Source organism: Acinetobacter sp. YH01018, from assembly GCF_013420295.1.
In the GTDB taxonomy this organism is placed as follows: domain Bacteria; phylum Pseudomonadota; class Gammaproteobacteria; order Pseudomonadales; family Moraxellaceae; genus Acinetobacter.
Genome location: NZ_VOYL01000008.1, coordinates 36,254 through 55,900, shown reverse-complemented (window position 1 = coordinate 55,900; position 19,647 = coordinate 36,254). Strand labels below are relative to the sequence as shown.

The window sequence follows — 19,647 nt, the reverse complement described above, 5'->3', positions numbered from 1 at the left end:
TTTATAAAGGATACCGAGAGTAGTAAAGCACTCGGTTTAAGGTAGCAACATGACTCATTACAAAACCATTGCTGAATTAAACAACTTCATTGTTTTAGATAAATATAACAAAGAATGGCAAGCTGCGGATAGCTACCAAAGCGAAGGTGATTTGGAGCGAGAGTTTATTCAGGACTTGGTCAATCAAGGCTATGAATACCTACCTGCTTTAAATAATCCTCAAGCCATGCTTGCGAATGTGCGTGAGCAGTTGCAAGTACTGAATAACACGCATTTCTCAGACGGCGAATGGTTACGTTTTGTTGAAACCTATTTGGATAGACCGAGCGATAGTATTATTGATAAAACTCGCAAAATTCACGATGACTATATCCATGATTTTGTCTTTGACGATGAGCGTATTCAAAACATCTATCTTTTAGATAAAAAGAATATTGCCCGTAATAAAGTGCAGGTGATTAAACAGTTTGAACAAAAAGGCAGTCATGCAAACCGCTACGATGTCACCATTTTAGTGAATGGCTTGCCTTTAGTACAGATCGAGCTAAAAAAACGTGGCATCGCCATTCGTGAAGCCTTTAATCAGGTACACCGCTACAGCAAAGAAAGTTTTAATAGCGAAAACTCGCTCTATAAATATTTACAGCTGTTTGTCATTTCCAATGGAACAGATTGTCGCTACTTTGCCAATACGACGACACGCAATAAAAATAGCTTCGACTTCACCATGAATTGGGCAAAGGCCGATAACAGTCTAATCAAAGACCTGAAAGACTTCACGGCTACTTTTTTCCAAAAAAATACCTTGCTGAATGTGCTGCTGCATTACTCCGTATTTGATGTCAGCGATACCTTGTTAGTGATGCGTCCTTATCAGATTGCTGCGACTGAGCGCATTTTGTGGAAAGTTCAAAGTTCATATCAAGCCAAAAACTGGAACAATACTGAAAGTGGTGGTTTTATTTGGCATACCACGGGTTCAGGCAAGACCTTGACCAGTTTTAAAGCAGCACGTTTAGCAACTGAGCTGGATTTTATTGAGAAGGTTTTTTTTGTGGTAGACCGCAAAGACCTTGACTACCAGACCATGAAAGAATACCAACGTTTTTCGCCCGATAGTGTCAATGGTTCGGATAGTACCACAGGCTTAAAACGTAACTTGGATAAAGACGATAATAAAATCATTGTCACCACCATCCAAAAACTGAATAACCTGATGAAAAGCGAATCTGACTTGCCGATCTATAACAAGCAAGTGGTGTTTATTTTTGATGAATGTCATCGCAGCCAGTTTGGTGAGGCACAGAAAAATCTGAAGAAGAAGTTTAAAAAGTACTATCAGTTTGGCTTTACGGGTACGCCTATTTTTCCACAAAATGCCCTTAGTGCTGAAACCACTGCCAGTGTATTTGGGCGTGAGTTGCATTCTTATGTCATCACCGATGCGATTCGTGATGAGAAAGTGTTGAAGTTTAAAGTGGACTACAATAATGTACGCCCACAGTTTAAAACCATCGAAACCGAACAGGACGAGAAAAAACTCAGTGCCGCGGAAAACAAACAAGCCTTATTGCATCCCGACCGTATTCGTGAGATTAGCCAGTATATCCTGAATAATTTCCGTCAGAAAACTCACCGCTTGCAAGCGAGTAGTAAGGGCTTTAATGCCATGTTTGCCGTCAGTAGTGTAGAAGCAGCCAAGCTGTATTATGAGTCACTCAACAACCTGCAAAAAAATAGTGACAAGCCTTTAAAGATTGCCACTATTTTTTCCTTTGCAGCCAATGAGGAGCAAGATGCCGTAGGCGATATTCAGGATGAAAGTTTTGATGTCTCAGCTATGAACAGCAGCGCAAAAGAGTTTTTAAATGCGGCAATTGCGGACTACAACACATTGTTTAAAACCAACTTTAGTGTTGATAGTAAGGGTTTTCAAAATTATTACCGTGATCTTGCCAAGCAAGTTAAAGCCAAAGAAATCGATTTGCTGATCGTGGTAGGGATGTTCCTGACCGGATTCGATGCACCTACGCTGAACACCTTATTTGTAGATAAAAATCTGCGCTATCACGGTTTAATGCAGGCCTATTCGCGTACCAATCGTATTTATGATGCCACCAAAACATTCGGCAATATTGTTACTTTCCGTGATTTAGAGCAAGCGACCATTGATGCGATTACTTTATTTGGTGATAAAAACACTAAGAATGTGGTGCTAGAAAAAAGTTATAAGGAATACATGGAAGGCTTTACCGATGTGGTGACTGGTGATGCACGGCGCGGTTTTGTGGACATTGTGAAAGAATTAGAACAACGCTTTCCTAACCCCGATGAAATTTTTAAAGAATCAGATAAAAAAGCCTTTACGAAATTATTTGGCGAATACTTGCGTGTAGAAAATGTGTTGCAAAACTACGATGAATACGCCAGCCTAAAAGCCTTGCAAAGTGTGGATACGAATGACCTTGCAGCAGTCGAAGCATTCAAGACCCAACATTACTTAAGCAATGAGGATCTGTCAGCCTTGCAAACCATTCAGATGCCAGCTGAACGAAAAATCCAAGATTACCGTTCTACCTATAATGATATTCGTGATTGGTTACGTCGGGAAAAATCGGCTGAACAAAAAGAAAAATCGACCATTGATTGGGATGATGTGGTCTTTGAAGTGGACTTGCTTAAATCACAAGAAATCAATCTGGATTACATTCTAGAGCTGATTTTTGAGAACAATAAAAAGGTGAAAGATAAGGCAACGTTAGTTGAAGATGTGCGCCGAGTGATCCGTGCTAACCTAGGCAACCGTGCCAAAGAAAGTCTACTGGTCGATTTTATTAATCAAACAGACTTAGATCAGATTGGTGATAAGGCTAGCGTGATTGATACTTTCTTCACCTTTGCTCAAGCAGAACAACAGCGTGAAGTACAAGAACTGATTGGCGCCGAGAACCTGAATGAGGATGCAGCGAGACGTTATATTGCGACCTCGCTGAAACGGGAATTTGCCAGTGATAATGGCACTGAGCTCAATGCTATTCTGCCTAAAATGAGTCCATTAAACCCACAATACTTAACCAAAAAGCAGAGCATTTTTCAAAAAATTGCAGCGTTCGTTGAAAAGTTTAAAGGGGTAGGGGGAAAAATTTAGTATGAAATACCAACCGCCTTATACCATCACCTCAAAAATCATTCATCTGATTGCTCAGATCAGTGAGAATATAGGGCGTTTGACTGTTTTAGAGGAAATTCAGGACAGCTTAAAACTCAGAAAAGCCAATCGTATCCGTACTATTCAAGGTTCACTTGCGATAGAAGGGAATACGTTAAGTACAGAACAAATCACGGCGATTCTAAATGGTAAGACTGTGATTGCACCTCCGAAAGAAGTTCAGGAAGTGCGTAATGCCATTAAAGCCTATGAAGCATTTCAACAATGGCAGCCAAGCCAAGAAGTAGACTTATTACAAGCACACCAAATTTTAATGACAGGCTTGATTGATGAAATCGGTCAATATCGTCATGGTGGTGTGGGCGTAATGTCAGGTGATCGAGTGGTGCATATGGCTCCACCTGCCAATCAAGTTCCACGTTTAATGGCTGATTTACTAGAATGGTTAAATGATAGAGAAATACATCCACTAATCCAAAGTTCAGTATTTCATTATGAGTTTGAATTTATCCATCCATTTGCAGATGGTAATGGCCGAATGGGTAGACTATGGCAAACATTGATCCTGAGTGGGTGGAATTCAATCTTTGCCAATATCCCAGTTGAAAGTCTGATCTATCAAAATCAAAAAGCTTATTACGAAGCATTGCAAGCAAGTACAGATCGTACTGATTCAGCACCATTTATTGAATTCATTTTGCAGATGATTTTAGATGCAATCCTTGACTCTACACAAAGCGATCAAGACACCGCTCAAGCTAGCGATCATGTTACCGCTCAAGCTGGCATACATGCTCCTCAAGAAATGAGCGAACAAGTTCACCGTTTGATTTCAGCAATGAAACAGGAAGACTATACGCTAGCGGAATTGATGCAATTGGTGGGTTTAAACCATCGAGCAACATTCCAAAAGAATTACTTAAATCCAGCAATAGACTCAGACTTGATTGAACGTACTATTCCAGATAAACCGAAAAGTCCGAAGCAAAGGTATCGACTTAAATCATGATTTAGTTTAAAAATTATTTTGTTACATCTTTGCTTCTATAATTAGACGTGAACGAGACTCAAAAAATGTAAAGTAACTTTTAAAATAAATAATTTATTATTAATCAATTATTTACTTGTTATTTTTCTTGATTGTATTATTGGAGTTTGATAAAAATAGAATCATTACCAAGTGTGAGATCGGTGTGATGAGTACTTTTGAAATGCAAGGTCTGACATGGAAGGCAAGATCGAAGTATCAACAAGATGCCATATTGATTGAAAATAAAGTTATTCAACATGATGGACTCATCAGTAAACTATATAGCCATTCTGAAAAAGAATTATGGTGTGTTGCTGTGGCGGATGGGATCAGCAATAGTCCCGCAGCTGATCAAGCAGCTTATACGGTCTTAAGTGGTTTAACGAAAAATAGAAAGTTAGAACCATATCAAGCATTTACTATTCAGCAGTATCTTGTTGATCAATTAGCACATCAAAAAAATAGTTTTGGCGCCAGTTCAACACTGGCATTAATTCATAATGACGCTAGACAAGGTTTTGTGACCATTCAACATCTTGGCGATAGCCGAGTATATTTATTTAGTCAGCATGATCAAAAGTGGCACTGCCTGACGAGAGATCACAATTATCTTGAACAGCTAAGAGAAAATGGCGAGGTAAAAGAAGGAGAAAATTATGCCAGTATTTATGGTGCATTATTACAATACTTTTGTGCTGATCCCTTGCATGAAGTGATGGATTTTACAACAACAGAAGAATATTTAACTCAACATGATGCCTTGTTGGTCTGTACGGATGGTGTACATGATGTGATGGAGTGTAGGGAATGGCCTCCTTTAAAAGTAGATATGGAGCTTCGAGCATGGTTACTCGACATGAAAGCGTCATTAGATTCAAAACAGGCGTATGACAATGTCAGCATGGTCTTAGTACGAGCAAAAATTTAATTCATTGAGAATGGGGGAATTATGCAATCAGATGATCTTTTTGAACGTGCCAAATTATTCACCGAGGAAGTGGGTGTCGTTTCGGTATCGAGTTTACAACGTAAATTTTTAATTGGACATACTCAGGCAGAACAACTGCTTAATCAGTTAATTGAAGAAAGTATTTGTGAATCTACAAAAACTTTTGTTCTAGATTATGGGTATGGCTATAAATTGCATCAAGGTATGAAATAACAACTTTAACAATTAAAGATTTTAATTTCAGGATAATTTTTTATGGCTCAGCATCAAGTTGATCAACTTAAAACAGGGATTTGGTCAGTAAAAAAATTGCTATTAAGTTTAGATCAATTGATTATTCCTGATTATCAGCGTCCTTACAAATGGACGGAAAAAAATTTAAATATCCTCGTCAATGATATACAAGAACATAAAGATAAATCTGCATATCGATTGGGTACTATCGTATTACATCGTGATGAAACTCATACGGGTCTTAAAAATATAGATATTGTGGATGGGCAACAACGAACTTTAACTTTAATGCTGCTTGTTTGGGCGGTTATTCAGGAACAAGAATTAGATTTAGAGCGAGAGGATCTGAAAACAGCTTTGAATGAAATATCGAAGCCAATTGATGTTTTTATGAATGTGCAAAAATTTAATAGTGATATTAGCCATTACAATATTTATCAGAACTTTAATGCAGCTAAACGGATCGTCTCTCTACAACTCTCTGAAATAAACATTGATTTCTTGCTCAATCACTGTGAGTTTGCCGTTTTTATTTTAGATGATGTTTCAGAAGCATTTCAATTTTTTGATTCACAGAACGCACGTGGTCGTGATTTAGAACCACATGATCTTTTAAAAGCCTATCATCTACGAGAATTTTCTGCGCAGGAACAACACTTAAAAGCTGAAACTGTTGCACATTGGGAAAACTTACCTTCGAACGATTTAGCAACGCTATTCTCTAACTATCTTTTCCGTATTCGTCTTTGGTCAAGGGGAAAGTCAGCAAGATATTTCAATAAAGATCATGTGTATCTTTTTAAAGGTATTCATATTGGACAAGCAGACCATCATCCATATTCAGAACCATTACGCATAGCGCATTATTTTATTGATGATTATAACGCACAATATCAACGGCAAATAGATCGACATAAAATGAGTTTTCCGTTTCAGCTAGATCAAATGATCATTAACGGTCGTCGTTTTTTTGAAATGGTTGAGCACTATGAAAAACAGATCAGTAAAGTGGTTGATCACCAAGATCAGTCTGAGAAGATCTCTATATTTGGTGCAACACTACAGGATCGAGCGAATAGAATTATTAAAACATTGAATTCATATGATGCAAGAAATAGGGATGGGGATCGCTATGTGCGAACTTTGTTTGATTCTGCATTGATTTTTTACATCGATAAATTTGCTACAGATCGATTATCAGAGGTGATTGAAAAGATTTTTATCTGGGCATATCACTGTCGCATTAGTCAATATTCTGTGCAATTGGCAACGATAGATAATTATGTCCTAAAAAAGAATATATTTAGTTTACTAAAGTATGCTCAATCACCAAGTGAGCTACTTGGATGGCCATTACCGATGATAGATAAACAGCAAAGTACCAATGTTCAAGGCTTAGTTGAATTATTTAAAGAACTAAACTATCTCAAACAGGAACATCAGAATGAAAAATGAATCTATCGAAGCTCTTAAGGTTCAAGCCCTGTTCGAGAATAAACAAACTTATATTATCCCGATGTATCAGCGTAATTATGCTTGGGGTGAGAAAGAAATTGATCAGTTAATTTTGGATATTCAAGATTATCAAAAGCAACATGATCAGTTAAACCATGGGCGGACTCAAAGAAATAAAAAATATTATATTGGAACACTGGTTGTTTATGAGCGTAGAGATGGAACCTATGAAATTATTGACGGTCAGCAACGATTTACCACTTTAACTTTGTTGGTGATTTGCCTGAAACGATTATCCAAAGAAGGAAAAAGTGTTCTTGATATGTCTTGGTTTAATCAATTCAATCTTGATTTTGAAAGCCGTCCAAAGTCTTCTTTAACCTTTCAGGCTTTACTCAGAGGTGATCATCTGCAACATTTAAAATCATCCGCATATAACGCCGATTTAGTTCAGGGTTTTGAGTTGCTACAACGAGCAATTCAAAAAATCATCAAACAAGGTGGCTTGAGTGGTTTCTGCAAATATTTATTTGAAAATGTAGTCATCACACAAGTTGCAGTCCCCAAAGATACTGATCTCAATCATTATTTTGAGGTAATGAATAACCGTGGTGAACAATTAGAAAAGCATGAAATTTTAAAAGCGAAATTGATGAGTGTATTGAATAAAATCAGTGATGACGCCGATAAAACATCAAGCATGGCATTATTCACTACCATTTGGAACGCGACTGCTAATATGGAGCGTTACGTCCAATTTGGTTTCTCAACAAAGCAACGTGTTGAGATTTTTGGAAATGATTGGGGAGATTTTATTCCTCACAATCATTCCAGCTTACTTGATATTGTAAAAAGAAATGTAGAATCACAAGAACAAACTAGTTTGGAAAGTAATTCTCAATCCATTTCTGAAATGTTAAAAAAAGTGCCTGAGATTATTGAAAATAAAAATACAAAAGAAGAAAAGCCTGAACGATTCAACAGTATCATTAATTTTCCAAATTTCTTATTACAAGTTTTACAAATTTGGGTAAGACAAACAGGTCGTGTTGAAAAAGTAGCGTTAGATGATAAGCAACTTATTGATCAATTTGAAAAATATATCCTGTTAAAGGGGCAAGAAAACCAAGAGTATGAAAGGGTAATTGAGAGCGTAAAAGGTTTTATGTTTACCTTGCTTAAGTGCAAATTCATATTTGATCAATACATTATTAAGCGGGATTATTCTACGAATCATGATGATTGGAGTATAAAGAGACTTAAACTATATGAAAAAAATAGTTCGTATGTGAATACTTTTGATGGAAATAGCGCTGATCTTGCTAAAAGAATTGTACTATTGATGACAGCATTTCATGTTTCCACCCCTACCTTGTCTTATAAGTATTGGTTAAATGGTGCGCTGTACTGGCTTTATCAAAATACAGATAAATCTGAGTCTAACTATTTTAATGAATTACAACATTTAGCGAGAAAATTTATTTTTCAGAGGTATCTAAATGCAGAACAAATTGATTATTTTGATTTGATTTATGGTGTTCAAGCAAAAACTAATTTAACAATCGATCAATCAAAACTAAGCTTTGGCAATATTGAAAATAATTTTGTCTTTAACTATTTGGATTTCTTGATTTATTGTAATGCAGAAAATAGCAATGATAAGGTAATCAAAAACTTTAAATTTACGCAACGGAGTTCGGTTGAGCATTTCTATGCACAACAGATTGAGGGTGAGAGTGATAAACTGGATAATGCAAATTTACACAAATTTGGTAACTTATGCCTGATTAGTTCGAGTAAGAATTCAAGCATAGGTAATCGCTTGCCAAGTGCTAAACGTGATTATTTTTTACATGAGATAAACAAGGGTAAAATTGATACACTTAAATTGTTTTTGATGCTTAAATTACTTGAAGAAGAAAAAGTCTGGAGAACAACACAGATCGAAAAGCACGAGAAAGCGATGCTTGCTTTGTTTGAGTCAGATTACCAAGGCTTTTGTAAAATGAGTGTTGGTGAGCCTATTCAATGTTAAAATGAATGTATATAGAAACACTTGATAGGAAGAGGATTATGACTAAACGTTTAAGTGATTTTAAAATTGAAAATAGAAAGCCACGTTCAGCGATGGCTGGTCAACTATTATCAATTCCGTTTGATGACAACGAGGCAACAAAGCGTGTCGTAATGCATAGTGCTAAACGTGTCATTCAACAGCATAAGAAAGAAATTCAAGAGTTAGCTTATAAATGAGTACCATTAATTCTACATTTGTAATCGCTGTTCATGATGAAATTTTGAGACAAACAGGAGTTGGTCGAGAGGGGTGTCATCTTGATAAATTAGAAAGTGTGTTAAGTAGAATTGATCAACAAATGTATTACAATCAGGTTGATGATCTTTATGAAATAGCTGCTTGGTACGGTATTGCGATATCAAAAGGACATGCATTTGTAGATGGGAATAAACGGACAGGCCTTGCCGTGATGCTTACTTTTCTTGAAATTCAAGGCGTTAGTATTCAAGATAATACGGGGCTTGATGATTTAATGGTGGATATTGTTGAAAGTCAGGATGATCATGAAATTCTTGCACAGAAAGTTTCAGATTTCTTGTATGAGCTCTCAGAAATATAGTGAATTAAAGCTTTTTAGGTTAAATAATAGTCAAGTAGAATTAAAATAATAGAACAGCAAAATTGGACAAAATGTGGACGTTATTTGCGCCTATTTTACGCCTAAAATTTTAAAAATTTTTAATAAGTTTTTGATTTAAATTATAAATAAAATTTTACTTGTCCAATCCATCATCGGTGCAACCGAAATGCGAGGCTGTAAAGATTGCAGAGCAGTCATGGCATAAACCTGAAATAATGAAAAACCGAAGCGCGGATTATACGAGGTTTGATGAAAAATCGACAGTCGCTTGCAGCGATCATTGCCTTTATTAAAGTCTTAAAATCAACTGTGCAGTCAGCTTAGAATTTGTATGTAATTTAACTTTTTAGTATGTTGGAGATATGACCACAACAGGGAAAATAACATGTTGGTTCTAGAAGAAATGTATAGGAGTAAAAAAATGAACATTCTACGCCTTTTAATTTACGTATCCAGCGCAGTTTAAGCTGGTTTAAAAAAGCCCTGATACTTCATGATGATCTTGACCTACAGTTTATTACGGTATGGGTGGCATTTAATGCATTGTATACACAGGAGCAAGCTGCCGATCAGGAACAGTACACCTTAAGACATTTCCTCAGCTCGATGTGCCATAAAGATGTTGATCAAAAAATATTTCACATTCTCTGGGAAAAAAAGCATTCAAGCATTCGATTACTCCTGAGTAATCCATATCTTTATCAAAGTTTTTGGGACTGGCGTAATCAGAAAATCAGTGAGGCAACATGGCGCTCAGCTTTTGCCACAGAACAGCAACAGCTCCAGCACATCTTGCAAAACCATGATTCAGTCAGCCTGTTGGTATCCCTGTTTAGTCGCTTGACGACTTTATATCAACAGTTAAGTCGAGGCGGAGCGACCTACAATAGTGCTATTAACCGGAAACAATTAGCCAATGCTTGGAGTGTTTTATCTGTATTGGTGCCGAGCTTTATCCAAATTTTATTGGAAAATGTCGAAAATATAGAGTTCAATCAGCCATTTTATCCCGTGGTGCAAGTATCCTGAGGTGAATGATTTGAAATAGACAGCAAGATCAAAAACTGTTTCATTTGCAATTTTATTTTGAAAGAGGCACGCTGCGAGCGTGATAACGCATATCCAGAAATGCAAAAAAAGCAGCGCAGAGTACCAGACTCACTCCTGCAATACAGGTCATCTTCCAGCCGCCATGATGCCATGCATAGACTCCGAGTGCAGAACCACAGGCTCCACCAATAAAGTAAGAAGTCATATAAATAGAATTAATCTGCGATTTGGCATCTGGATGTAGACGGAAAATAATATTTTGATTACTGGTGTGCACAATGGTGAGCCCCAGACTGATTACGCCGTAGCCAATCATATAACTCAGCAAAGACTGCCCACCGAAATAAAGAAAAAACCAGCTCACAATCAGCGTTAACAGGCCGATCCAGGTCAGTGACAGGGTATGGCCCTGATCGGCAATTTTGCCAATTTTCGTTGTAGACAATGCACCAAACACTCCCGCCAGCGTTACAACACCCACCAATACATCGGAAAGATGAAACGGGGATGAGGTCAGTAAAATGGCAATGGTCGAAAACAGGGTACTCATGGCCGCAAATACAAAACCACCAATCAATGAACGAAATCCTAAACGCTGTTCTTGTTTCAGTAAAATCGCCATGGATTTAAAAATTTGCGTATAGCTCATTTTTAGTATGGTGATGTGGGGCAGTTTGGTTTTGAGGAGAAAGGCTAACATCAGCATCAATATGGCACAGAGCATATAGATCAGTTTCCAGTTGAACAGGTTAGACATTAAACCCGCAAGACTGGTGGATAGCAGTAGTCCGACTAGAAGTCCACTCATCAGGAAGCCCACCACTTCACCGGTTTTTTCAGGTTTGACGGCCATGGTGGCTAGGGGAATCAGGACCTGTGCTGCGACTGAAAATAGCCCTGTAATTATGGTTCCCAGCCAAAGCATGGGTAAGTTAACGGCAAAAGCACATAGAAATAAACCGATGGCAGTCATGACCATCAGTAAAGGAATAAATTTGGTTTTATTGACAATGTCACCCATTGGAACAATAAACAACAGGCCCAGTGCATAGGATACCTGGGCAAATGTCACGGTTAAGGCGACTTGTGATTCAGGAACATGAAAATATTGCTGGATGGAATGGATTAAAGGCTGGCAATAATAGTTAGCTCCCGCACACAGACCACAGGCTATGGCCATGAGCCAGAGTAAAGATTTATCCTGGCTGATGTCGAGAGAAGTTTTCATAACCATCCTTGTTTTGTTTCAGGTAGGCAAAGTTTGCCGGTATTGTAATGTACATGCAGAGTATAGCAGCCCTATCAGTCTGGACTTACCAATATAGGGGAAAAGCAATCTCTATTCGGTGTTCTGTGACTATTTTAAAAGCCGTATTTTTTAGCTTGCGGCAGGCTTGAATCAGACCAGACAAAAACTAATGTGAGAATTTCTTTTTCGACAGAGTAATCATCATGACGCCAATGATATTGAGCATACAGCCTAGCCATTGAATGGCATTTAAATGTTCACCTAAAAAAATAGTGGCCAAGATAATGGTCAGAATCGGGCCAATGGAAGCAATCATGGCAGACTGTGCAGCACCCAAGCGGACAATACTCTGTGCCATCAGTACCGTCGGTAAAACTGTGACCAGCAGGCCTAAGGCAATACCGTACCAAATTACACTGACAGGTAGCTGGGTGAATAAATGCAAAGGCTGCGGCATGGCAATCATGTAATGGGTTAGGGTGCCGATACAGGCAATACTCAGTGCCAAACCGGTAAAATTCCATGAACCAAAACGTTGAATCAGTCGTGGAGTAAGCAATAAGTACCCGGCAAAACATACCGCACTGGCAAAGATCAGACTGACCCCAAGCCAGAAATGACCTTCATGCGCGACGTTACTCTGCTCCTGTAGCATCACAATGACCGTACCGCCGTAACTTAAGGCGATGGCCAGCATGCTTTTCAGGCTGAGTTTCTGCTTATAAATGGCACTGGAAGCCAGAACCGTCAGGGTGGGATAGAGAAATAAAATAATCCGTTCCAGTGAGGCACTGATATACATCAGACCAACAAAATCCAGCCAGCTTGAAAAGTAGTAACCCATGAGCCCTGCAACAGTCAACAACCCCCAGTCTTTCGCTGCCAGTTCTTTATTATGATGACGGTTAAACCAGCACAGCAGCAAAAAAAACGGTAAGGCACTGGCCATACGCAAAGCCATAAGTACCGTGCCATCGACCAAAGGCGACAAGGCATAGGTTTGCTTGATAAAAATGGCTTTGGTACTAAACAGAAAAGCAGCACCAATCGCAAATAATGAACCTAATTGTGTTTTGCTTAGAGTCGGTTTCATTTTACCTGCTTGATTAGGGCTTCTGATCCGAAAAAGATCGAGACAAAGTTGAATTATAAAGTTTTTAAGCCCCGAGGTTAAATGCAAAAAGATGCGAATTATAATTCCGATTAGGAATGATTGATGCTTAGAGCCATTTTCTAGAGGTTACTGACAACTGGCTTGGCTTCTCTGGAAAGTGAGTTTTGTTTTTTGTCTAAATTTTATTCAAACACGTTTGTTTAGAAGCGCTATATCGCTATGCCTATTCTTTTAAAAGCAATAAAAACAAGAAGGTGAGTATCAGAAATAAATTTTTGCACTAAATTTGTGCATAAAATGTTGAATTGAGACAAATACAGTGTAAAACATCATCAAGCGAAATGGCTGTAAAATTTTTTTTAATTAATTTTTTGAATTACCTTAGACTTAGGGCGAATAAGCATTAAATAACAAAAAAACATAAAAATAAGCAAAATCAGCATTTTTTCTGATATGCAGCTCCAGACTTGATTTAGGCAAAACCAGATAGGCAATCGCTTATTTTTTAAGGGAACAAGTCCATTCAAGATGTCATTCTGGCCAATAAAGGGGGAGAAAATTATTTAAATTTACTCAGTCGATAACTAAATCAAGCAACTTTCTAGGTATTTATTTAAATTCTGATTAAAGGAAGAATGTCAGAAAGATCAATTTTGTGGGACAAGCCGGCTGGAAATGGTGAACGGAAAGGTCAAGATAAAGATTTATAGCTTTTTCAGGCTGGCATTTAAAGTCATGAAGACGAGCTAAAATTAAAGTAAAACCGACGAATCCTATATGAAACTATTATTTTTATGAATCATCAGTTCAAAATATGGGTATTTATTAAATAAATATTGGGTAGTAATTTAAAAAAGTTCAATTAGAATCCAAAAATTCAACAAAAACGCATCCTGGGGGAAACATTGCTCACCGCGATGTTTACTGAAGAAAAATTAGCTTGAGGAACGCTCATGCAGATTGGAATCCCAACCGAAACTGTGGTCGGTGAAAATCGTGTGGCTGCAACGCCAGAAACAGTAAAGAAGTTGATCAGTGCTGGTCATACTGTAGTCATTGAACGTAGAGCAGGGGTAAACGCTGCTTATATTGACAGTGCCTATGAACAGGTCGGCGCCAAAATTACCGATGATGCCTATACTGGCAGTCAGATTATTTTGAAAGTTCGTGCCCCTCAAGGTGATGAAATTCAAAAACTTGCAGCAAACACCGCAGTGATTGCAATGTTTGACCCGTATCGCAACACTGAACTTGATCAGTTTGCAGCAAAGCAGGTTTCTGCATTTGCATTAGAGCTTTTGCCTCGTACGCTTTCCCGTGCACAGAACATGGACGTGCTGTCTTCTCAAGCCAACTTGGCCGGTTATAAATCGGTACTTTTGGCGGCAGCAGAATATCAACGCATGTTCCCAATGCTCATGACGGCTGCGGGTACGGTAAAACCTGCTCGTGTGGTCATCATGGGAGTGGGTGTTGCCGGTCTGCAGGCCATTGCAACGGCAAAACGTTTAGGTGCTGTGGTAGAAGCCACCGATTTACGTCCAACTGCACGTGATCAGGTCGAATCACTTGGCGGTAAATGGCTAGACGTGCCAATGTCTGAAGAAGAAAAGCAAAAAGCTGCTGATGCTGCTAAAAATGGTTATGGCTGGATGCCAGGTGAGCAATACATCAAAGACCAGGCGGCCATTGTCGATAAAGCCGTTTCCAATGCTGACATCGTGATTACCACTGCACTGTTACCGGGCCGTGATGCACCGCGTTTAATTCGTGCTGAAACGGTGGCCAAAATGAAACCGGGTTCAATCATTCTGGATATGGCGGTTGAATCAGGCGGTAACGTGGAAGGTTCCAAGTGCGGCGAAAATGTCGTGACGGATAATGGCGTGACCATTTTGGGTATTCCGAATATCCCATCTACCGTTGCGACTGAAGCCTCAGCACTGTATGCACGTAATGTCTTTAATTTCCTCGATACCCTGTTTGATGCAGAGAAAAAATTTGCCATCAATCCGGAAGAAGAAATTCAAAAAGCCCTGCTAGTAACTCATGGCGGTCAAGTACTGCTCAAGCGTGGTTAAGGAGAGTCATCATGGTTGAAACGATTACAATTTTCGTCCTTGCCATTTTCGTAGGTTACTACGTGGTTTGGGGCGTTACACCTGCATTACATACGCCATTGATGGCAGTAACCAACGCCTTGTCATCGATTATTGTGGTGGGTGCAATGTTGCAGACGGTGGGCATTCCAGGTTTGGTTGAAGCCAATGTGCAATTCCAAAGCATCAACGTGGTCAGTATTTTGGGTGCAGTCGCAGTATTTCTGGCAAGTATCAACATTTTTGGTGGCTTCGCCGTAACTGCACGTATGCTTGAAATGTTCAAGCCAAAGCAAAAGAAAAAAGAGGGCTAAAACATGGAATTCATTCGAGACTATGCGGATTGGTTCTACCTGGTGGGTGCCGTTCTTTTTATCTTAACTTTACGTGGTTTGTCTGGTCCTAAAACAGCAATTGCCGGTAACCGTTACGGTATGATTGCAATGGCCATTGCCGTGATCACCACCTTCTTTGTTGCTGATCATCCTGTGGTCTGGATGATTGGCGGCGCAATGGTGTTAGGTGCAATCGTAGGTATTGCTCGTGCACGTACCGTTCCGATGACGCAAATGCCGGAAACCGTTGCATTGATGCACTCATTAGTCGGTTTGGCTGCAGTGCTGATTGCTATTGCTGCGATTCTGCATAACAACCAGTTAACGGCACTATTTGCACAAAATGAAGCGGCGTTAACAGCTGCGGGTGTTGAACATGCCCACATGAGCAAAGTTCATCTTTTTGAATTATTTGTAGGTTGTTTCGTTGGTGCGATTACCTTTACCGCTTCAGTATTTGCTTACGGTAAACTGGCTGCGAAAAAATGGGCGAAAACCATTTCGGGTGGCTGGGTTAAACCGCTACAGGCGATTATTTTCCTGGCGATGTTAAGCTGTGGTTTCATCTTCTTCTCAACAGGTAACATGCAGGCTTTCTGGGCAATGACTGCTCTGGCACTTGCATTTGGCTGGGTATGGATTGCACCGGTCGGTGGCGGCGATATGCCGGTGGTGGTGTCACTGTTGAACTCATTCTCTGGCTGGGCTGCGGCAGGTATTGGTTTCACTTTAGAAAACAATATGTTGATTGTTGCGGGTTCACTGGTGGGTTCTTCAGGTGCGATTCTGTCTTACATTATGTGTAAAGCCATGAACCGTTCAATCATCAATGTCTTGTTTGGTGGTGCGATGGGCGGTGCAGCAGTTGCATCAGCAGATAAAGGTGAGCAAGTTCAACGTAACCACCGTTCTGGTTCAGCAGATGACGCAGGCTTCCTGATGTCAAATGCAGATAGCGTAGTGATTGTTCCAGGTTATGGTATGGCTCAAGGCCGTGCGCAAAATGCCGTGAAAGAACTGTGTGAAATCCTGAAAGAACAAGGCGTGAAAGTACGTTTTGCGATTCACCCGGTGGCAGGTCGTATGCCAGGTCACATGAACGTATTGCTTGCGGAAGCTGATGTAGCGTATGAAGACATTCTGGAAATGGATGAAATCAACTCGGACTTCCCGGCAACTGATGTTGTGTTAGTCATTGGTGCAAACGACGTCGTTAACCCTGCAGCGAAAGATGATCCAAGTTCACCAATTTACGGCATGCCGATTCTGGAAGCACATAAAGCACGTACTATTATGGTGATCAAGCGTTCTATGGCAACCGGTTATGCGGGTCTGGATAACGACTTGTTCTATAATGAAAAAACCATGATGATTTTCGGCGATGCCAAGAAAGTCGTAGAAGACATGACTAAAGCCATTAACGGCGGCGGTCACTAAATCCACGCTTCAAAAGTCCCTCTTTCATAAAGAGGGATTTAGGGAGATTAAAACCACCTTCGGGTGGTTTTTTAATTCTAGAATATATGACTTTTCAACAATTAAATTGAAGAATAGTGCAGAGCACACTTTTATCAGGCTATGGTTTCTTGTTTTATTTGGTGCTGCCTGATCAAGCGATATTGCAAAAATGCTTTATAAAATGGCAATTAACTGTTTATTTCTAAATAGGTATTGCCGATGAGGGATATTTTTAGAAATTAAGTTGTGTTAAAACTGGCATTTGCCTGTCTTTTTAAATAAAAAGATAAATTTCGATAATCTGGCATTTCTTTTGCATTTTTGTGATTCAGTTTTAGGGGGACTGTTCATGAAAATAATAAAGTATCTAGCATTGCTGTTATGTGTATGTTCACTACCTGCATTTGCAAGTGAAGCTGCGACAAACACAGCGAATATTCAGGAAATACGTTTATCGCTCGACAGTGTCTGGGTGGTGATGGGCGGTATATTGGTGTTCTTTATGCAGGCCGGGTTTGCACTGGTGGAAAGTGGCTCTGTACGTAGTAAAAATACCGTCAATGTACTCATGAAAAATTATATGGATGCTTGTCTGGGGGGATTGGTCTTCTGGTTAGTCGGTTTTGGTTTAATGTTTGGGGTCAACGCTTCAGGTTGGATGGGCACCAGTCATTTTGCGCCCAATGACTTGGATGACTGGCATTGGAATCTGTTGTTCTTTCAAATGATGTTTGCCGCTACTGCAACCACAATTGCCAGTGGTGCCATGGCAGAGCGTATTCACTTTGTTGCTTATATTGTAGGGGCTGCTGTGGTCAGTGGCCTTATTTATCCTGTCTTTGGAAGTTGGGCGTGGGGCAGTATTTTTGAGGGTTCAGGCTGGTTAAAAGCAATGGGTTTTATTGACTTTGCCGGTTCAACCGTGGTGCATTCAATCGGTGGTTGGGTCGCTCTGGCCGGTATTATTGTATTAGGTCCGCGCTTGGGACGTTTCGGGCGTAATGGACAAACTCACCATCTGGCAGGGCATAACCTGCCTTTGGTGGCTTTGGGTGGTTTTATTCTCTGGCTGGCATGGTTTGGTTTTAATGCTGCATCAACCGTGAATGCCAGTGTCAGTATCGGTCGTATTGCTTTAAATACCCATCTGGCGGCCTGTGCTGCTGCAGTGGCTTATATGCTGTATGCCTTAATTCGTGGTAAGGCAATTCTAATGCAGACCACAATTAATGCTTCATTGGGCGGTTTAGTGGGGATTACGGCGGGTTGTGCCACCATGTCGCCTTTATTTGCCGTGATTACTGGACTCATTGCCGGGCTCATTGTCAGCGTCATGCCAAGCGTCATGGAAAAATTAAAACTGGATGATGTGGTGGATGCAGTTACTGTTCATGGTTTTTGTGGGGCGTGGGGAACCGTGGCTGCAGGCCTGTTTTTTGAGGCCGATATGTTTAACTCACAAATTGTGTCTATTCAGATTTTAGGTGTGCTGGCAGCATTTGCCTGGGGATTCGGAATCGCGCTGATTACTTTTAAGCTGCTGGAGAAAATATTGGGTGGTTTACGTGTCAGCACGCAACATGAACAACGTGGTTTGGATTATACCGAACATGCCGAGCTGTCTTATCCTGAATTTCAGCGTGATGTGACTTTTGAAACAGATGATATTACCAAACGCCACTAAACCAAGAAGGGGGGTAGCTATGCCAAATGAATTACTCACTGTGATGCAAAAGAAACAGGCGATTGAACGCGGTTTAAGTCATTATTTGCAAGGAACTGTACTGGAACGGGTATTGAGTTACTGGGAACAGGAGTATGGCGACAAACCTTCATTTGTACTCAATCGTTTTATGAATGACATTTGCAATACTGATGAATTGCGTGTTCATCGCAAAGAAATGTTGAAACAGGTGTTATGTGAGATGTCGGCGGTTGAAAAACAGGTACTACTGGATACCCAGCCGAAAGTGCAAACGGAGGTGCCAATTTCAGCCGATTTTGCCGATGCTTTTTTTGATTTGATTAATGGTGTGCTACAGACAGTAGCCAGAGCTGATCTGAATGATTTTAATGCGGAAGTTAAAAATCACGTCCAAGCCCTGGGCATTGCGATTGAGAAATCTGCAAATCTGAATGATGCTGCTTTTGCAGAATGTTTACCGCTCACCAGTTATGCTCAGGTGATTACTGCATCATATGAATGCTATTGCGAATTTTATGGCCCAAGTAAAGCCGATCAGGTCTATGCACGGGTGAAAATGGACATCAAGAGCAAATATCCGTCCGTGGATTTACATCATTTATTATAATTGGCAGCAATCTTGATTGAATGCATGTTCAGTCTTAAGTTCAGGCTGGGCATCCTAAAAACAGCAGCACTAAAAAAGCGACCTGAAGGTCGCTTTTTTAGTTTATTTAGGCTACTGATTCTGGAGTTGCGCGCCATAAGCTTTCCAGATCGTAAAATTTACGTGCTGTTGGAAGCATGACGTGAACTACAACAAACCCAAGATCGATCAGGATCCATTCGGCATCACGTTCACCTTCAACGCCGAGAGGGCGGAAACCCGCTTTACGTGCTTCTTCAGCAACATTGTCTGCAAGGGCTTTAATATGACGGGTTGATGTGCCGCTGGCAATGACCATGGCATCTGCCACATTGCTGATTGAGCTGACATCAAGTTCTAGAATATCTTTTGCTTTTACATCTAATAGGGCTTCATGTACAACTTTCAAGCAAGCTTGTACATCTTTAGCATGAGCATTCATTGCGTGTTCGAGAGAATTAGAAGCGCTGGGCGATGGTTCTAAATTCATAAAAGGTTTAATTTCCGGACAATATCTC

17 protein-coding genes are annotated in these 19,647 nt (G+C 39.8%); 14 read left to right on the top strand and 3 right to left on the bottom strand.

The window, feature by feature from the left end:
* Positions 1 to 49 precede the first annotated feature (49 nt).
* The 9 genes from FTT83_RS04705 to FTT83_RS04665 all read left to right on the top strand — a co-directional run bounded on the left by FTT83_RS04705 (position 50) and on the right by FTT83_RS04665 (position 10,523).
* Positions 50 to 3,148: an HsdR family type I site-specific deoxyribonuclease gene (locus FTT83_RS04705; RefSeq protein WP_180042788.1), complete on the top strand. Its 3,099-nt coding sequence runs from the start codon at positions 50 to 52 to the stop codon at positions 3,146 to 3,148.
* Between the two features lies 1 nt (position 3,149).
* The gene (locus tag FTT83_RS04700; protein ID WP_180042787.1) at positions 3,150 to 4,178 is read left to right on the top strand and encodes a Fic family protein; all 1,029 of its coding nucleotides are present in this window, start codon (positions 3,150 to 3,152) and stop codon (positions 4,176 to 4,178) included.
* Positions 4,179 to 4,365: 187 nt separating this feature from the next.
* Positions 4,366 to 5,127: a PP2C family serine/threonine-protein phosphatase gene (locus FTT83_RS04695; RefSeq protein WP_180042786.1), complete on the top strand. Its 762-nt coding sequence runs from the start codon at positions 4,366 to 4,368 to the stop codon at positions 5,125 to 5,127.
* A gap of 21 nt (positions 5,128 to 5,148) precedes the next feature.
* A complete protein-coding gene (locus FTT83_RS04690) occupies positions 5,149 to 5,361 on the top strand; it encodes a DNA translocase FtsK (protein ID WP_180042785.1) in 213 nt (70 codons plus the stop codon).
* A 42-nt stretch (positions 5,362 to 5,403) separates the two neighbouring features.
* Complete coding sequence (locus tag FTT83_RS04685) at positions 5,404 to 6,837, top strand: DUF262 domain-containing protein (RefSeq protein ID WP_180042784.1); 1,434 nt, start codon at positions 5,404 to 5,406, stop codon at positions 6,835 to 6,837.
* Positions 6,827 to 8,872, top strand: coding sequence for a DUF262 domain-containing protein (locus FTT83_RS04680; RefSeq protein ID WP_180042783.1), 2,046 nt, complete (start codon positions 6,827 to 6,829; stop codon positions 8,870 to 8,872). The genes FTT83_RS04685 and FTT83_RS04680 overlap by 11 nt, the downstream gene beginning before the upstream one ends.
* Positions 8,873 to 8,910: 38 nt before the next feature.
* Positions 8,911 to 9,090: a hypothetical protein gene (locus tag FTT83_RS04675; protein ID WP_005218293.1), complete on the top strand. Its 180-nt coding sequence runs from the start codon at positions 8,911 to 8,913 to the stop codon at positions 9,088 to 9,090.
* Positions 9,087 to 9,473 (top strand): type II toxin-antitoxin system death-on-curing family toxin, encoded by a 387-nt coding sequence (locus tag FTT83_RS04670; RefSeq protein ID WP_005218292.1) that lies wholly within the window; start codon positions 9,087 to 9,089, stop codon positions 9,471 to 9,473. The genes FTT83_RS04675 and FTT83_RS04670 overlap by 4 nt, the downstream gene beginning before the upstream one ends.
* A 549-nt stretch (positions 9,474 to 10,022) precedes the next feature.
* Positions 10,023 to 10,523: a hypothetical protein gene (locus FTT83_RS04665; RefSeq protein WP_368737332.1), complete on the top strand. Its 501-nt coding sequence runs from the start codon at positions 10,023 to 10,025 to the stop codon at positions 10,521 to 10,523.
* A gap of 52 nt (positions 10,524 to 10,575) precedes the next feature.
* On the opposite strand, the gene FTT83_RS04660 is transcribed toward FTT83_RS04665, so the two are convergent.
* Positions 10,576 to 11,772, bottom strand: coding sequence for an MFS transporter (locus FTT83_RS04660; RefSeq protein ID WP_180042782.1), 1,197 nt, complete (start codon positions 11,770 to 11,772; stop codon positions 10,576 to 10,578).
* 187 nt (positions 11,773 to 11,959) lie between these two features.
* Positions 11,960 to 12,886 carry a DMT family transporter gene (locus FTT83_RS04655; RefSeq protein WP_180042781.1) on the bottom strand — a complete coding sequence of 309 codons (927 nt, stop codon included), beginning with the start codon at positions 12,884 to 12,886 and terminating at the stop codon, positions 11,960 to 11,962.
* A gap of 974 nt (positions 12,887 to 13,860) precedes the next feature.
* On the opposite strand from FTT83_RS04655, the gene FTT83_RS04650 reads away from it, so the two are divergent.
* From FTT83_RS04650 to FTT83_RS04630, 5 genes are all read left to right on the top strand, one after another.
* A complete protein-coding gene (locus tag FTT83_RS04650; RefSeq protein ID WP_180042780.1) occupies positions 13,861 to 14,988 on the top strand; it encodes a Re/Si-specific NAD(P)(+) transhydrogenase subunit alpha in 1,128 nt (375 codons plus the stop codon).
* Positions 14,989 to 14,999: 11 nt separating this feature from the next.
* Positions 15,000 to 15,320, top strand: coding sequence for a proton-translocating transhydrogenase family protein (locus tag FTT83_RS04645; protein ID WP_086195869.1), 321 nt, complete (start codon positions 15,000 to 15,002; stop codon positions 15,318 to 15,320).
* A gap of 3 nt (positions 15,321 to 15,323) precedes the next feature.
* Positions 15,324 to 16,778, top strand: coding sequence for an NAD(P)(+) transhydrogenase (Re/Si-specific) subunit beta (locus tag FTT83_RS04640; RefSeq protein WP_086195868.1), 1,455 nt, complete (start codon positions 15,324 to 15,326; stop codon positions 16,776 to 16,778).
* A 370-nt stretch (positions 16,779 to 17,148) separates the two neighbouring features.
* A complete protein-coding gene (locus tag FTT83_RS04635) occupies positions 17,149 to 18,483 on the top strand; it encodes an ammonium transporter (protein WP_180080734.1) in 1,335 nt (444 codons plus the stop codon).
* 19 nt (positions 18,484 to 18,502) lie between these two features.
* Positions 18,503 to 19,111, top strand: coding sequence for a hypothetical protein (locus FTT83_RS04630; RefSeq protein ID WP_180042778.1), 609 nt, complete (start codon positions 18,503 to 18,505; stop codon positions 19,109 to 19,111).
* A 106-nt stretch (positions 19,112 to 19,217) separates the two neighbouring features.
* On the opposite strand, the gene rsfS is transcribed toward FTT83_RS04630, so the two are convergent.
* Entirely contained in the window at positions 19,218 to 19,619 is a 402-nt protein-coding gene (gene rsfS / locus FTT83_RS04625; protein ID WP_092820286.1) for a ribosome silencing factor, read from the bottom strand.
* Between the last annotated feature and the right edge of the window lie 28 nt (positions 19,620 to 19,647).

What these genes read in the sequence shown, in the direction of transcription:
- FTT83_RS04660 (WP_180042782.1), bottom strand. Translation starts at nt 11,772, where the DNA reads ATGAAAACTTCTCTCGACATCAGCCAGGATAAATCTTTACTCTGGCTC.
- FTT83_RS04680 (WP_180042783.1), top strand. Translation starts at nt 6,827, where the DNA reads ATGAAAAATGAATCTATCGAAGCTCTTAAGGTTCAAGCCCTGTTCGAG.
- FTT83_RS04635 (WP_180080734.1), top strand. Translation starts at nt 17,149, where the DNA reads ATGAAAATAATAAAGTATCTAGCATTGCTGTTATGTGTATGTTCACTA.
- FTT83_RS04675 (WP_005218293.1), top strand. Translation starts at nt 8,911, where the DNA reads ATGACTAAACGTTTAAGTGATTTTAAAATTGAAAATAGAAAGCCACGT.
- FTT83_RS04685 (WP_180042784.1), top strand. Translation starts at nt 5,404, where the DNA reads ATGGCTCAGCATCAAGTTGATCAACTTAAAACAGGGATTTGGTCAGTA.
- FTT83_RS04655 (WP_180042781.1), bottom strand. Translation starts at nt 12,886, where the DNA reads ATGAAACCGACTCTAAGCAAAACACAATTAGGTTCATTATTTGCGATT.
- FTT83_RS04650 (WP_180042780.1), top strand. Translation starts at nt 13,861, where the DNA reads ATGCAGATTGGAATCCCAACCGAAACTGTGGTCGGTGAAAATCGTGTG.
- rsfS (WP_092820286.1), bottom strand. Translation starts at nt 19,619, where the DNA reads ATGAATTTAGAACCATCGCCCAGCGCTTCTAATTCTCTCGAACACGCA.
- FTT83_RS04690 (WP_180042785.1), top strand. Translation starts at nt 5,149, where the DNA reads ATGCAATCAGATGATCTTTTTGAACGTGCCAAATTATTCACCGAGGAA.
- FTT83_RS04700 (WP_180042787.1), top strand. Translation starts at nt 3,150, where the DNA reads ATGAAATACCAACCGCCTTATACCATCACCTCAAAAATCATTCATCTG.
- FTT83_RS04670 (WP_005218292.1), top strand. Translation starts at nt 9,087, where the DNA reads ATGAGTACCATTAATTCTACATTTGTAATCGCTGTTCATGATGAAATT.
- FTT83_RS04705 (WP_180042788.1), top strand. Translation starts at nt 50, where the DNA reads ATGACTCATTACAAAACCATTGCTGAATTAAACAACTTCATTGTTTTA.
- FTT83_RS04645 (WP_086195869.1), top strand. Translation starts at nt 15,000, where the DNA reads ATGGTTGAAACGATTACAATTTTCGTCCTTGCCATTTTCGTAGGTTAC.
- FTT83_RS04640 (WP_086195868.1), top strand. Translation starts at nt 15,324, where the DNA reads ATGGAATTCATTCGAGACTATGCGGATTGGTTCTACCTGGTGGGTGCC.
- FTT83_RS04695 (WP_180042786.1), top strand. Translation starts at nt 4,366, where the DNA reads ATGAGTACTTTTGAAATGCAAGGTCTGACATGGAAGGCAAGATCGAAG.
- FTT83_RS04630 (WP_180042778.1), top strand. Translation starts at nt 18,503, where the DNA reads ATGCCAAATGAATTACTCACTGTGATGCAAAAGAAACAGGCGATTGAA.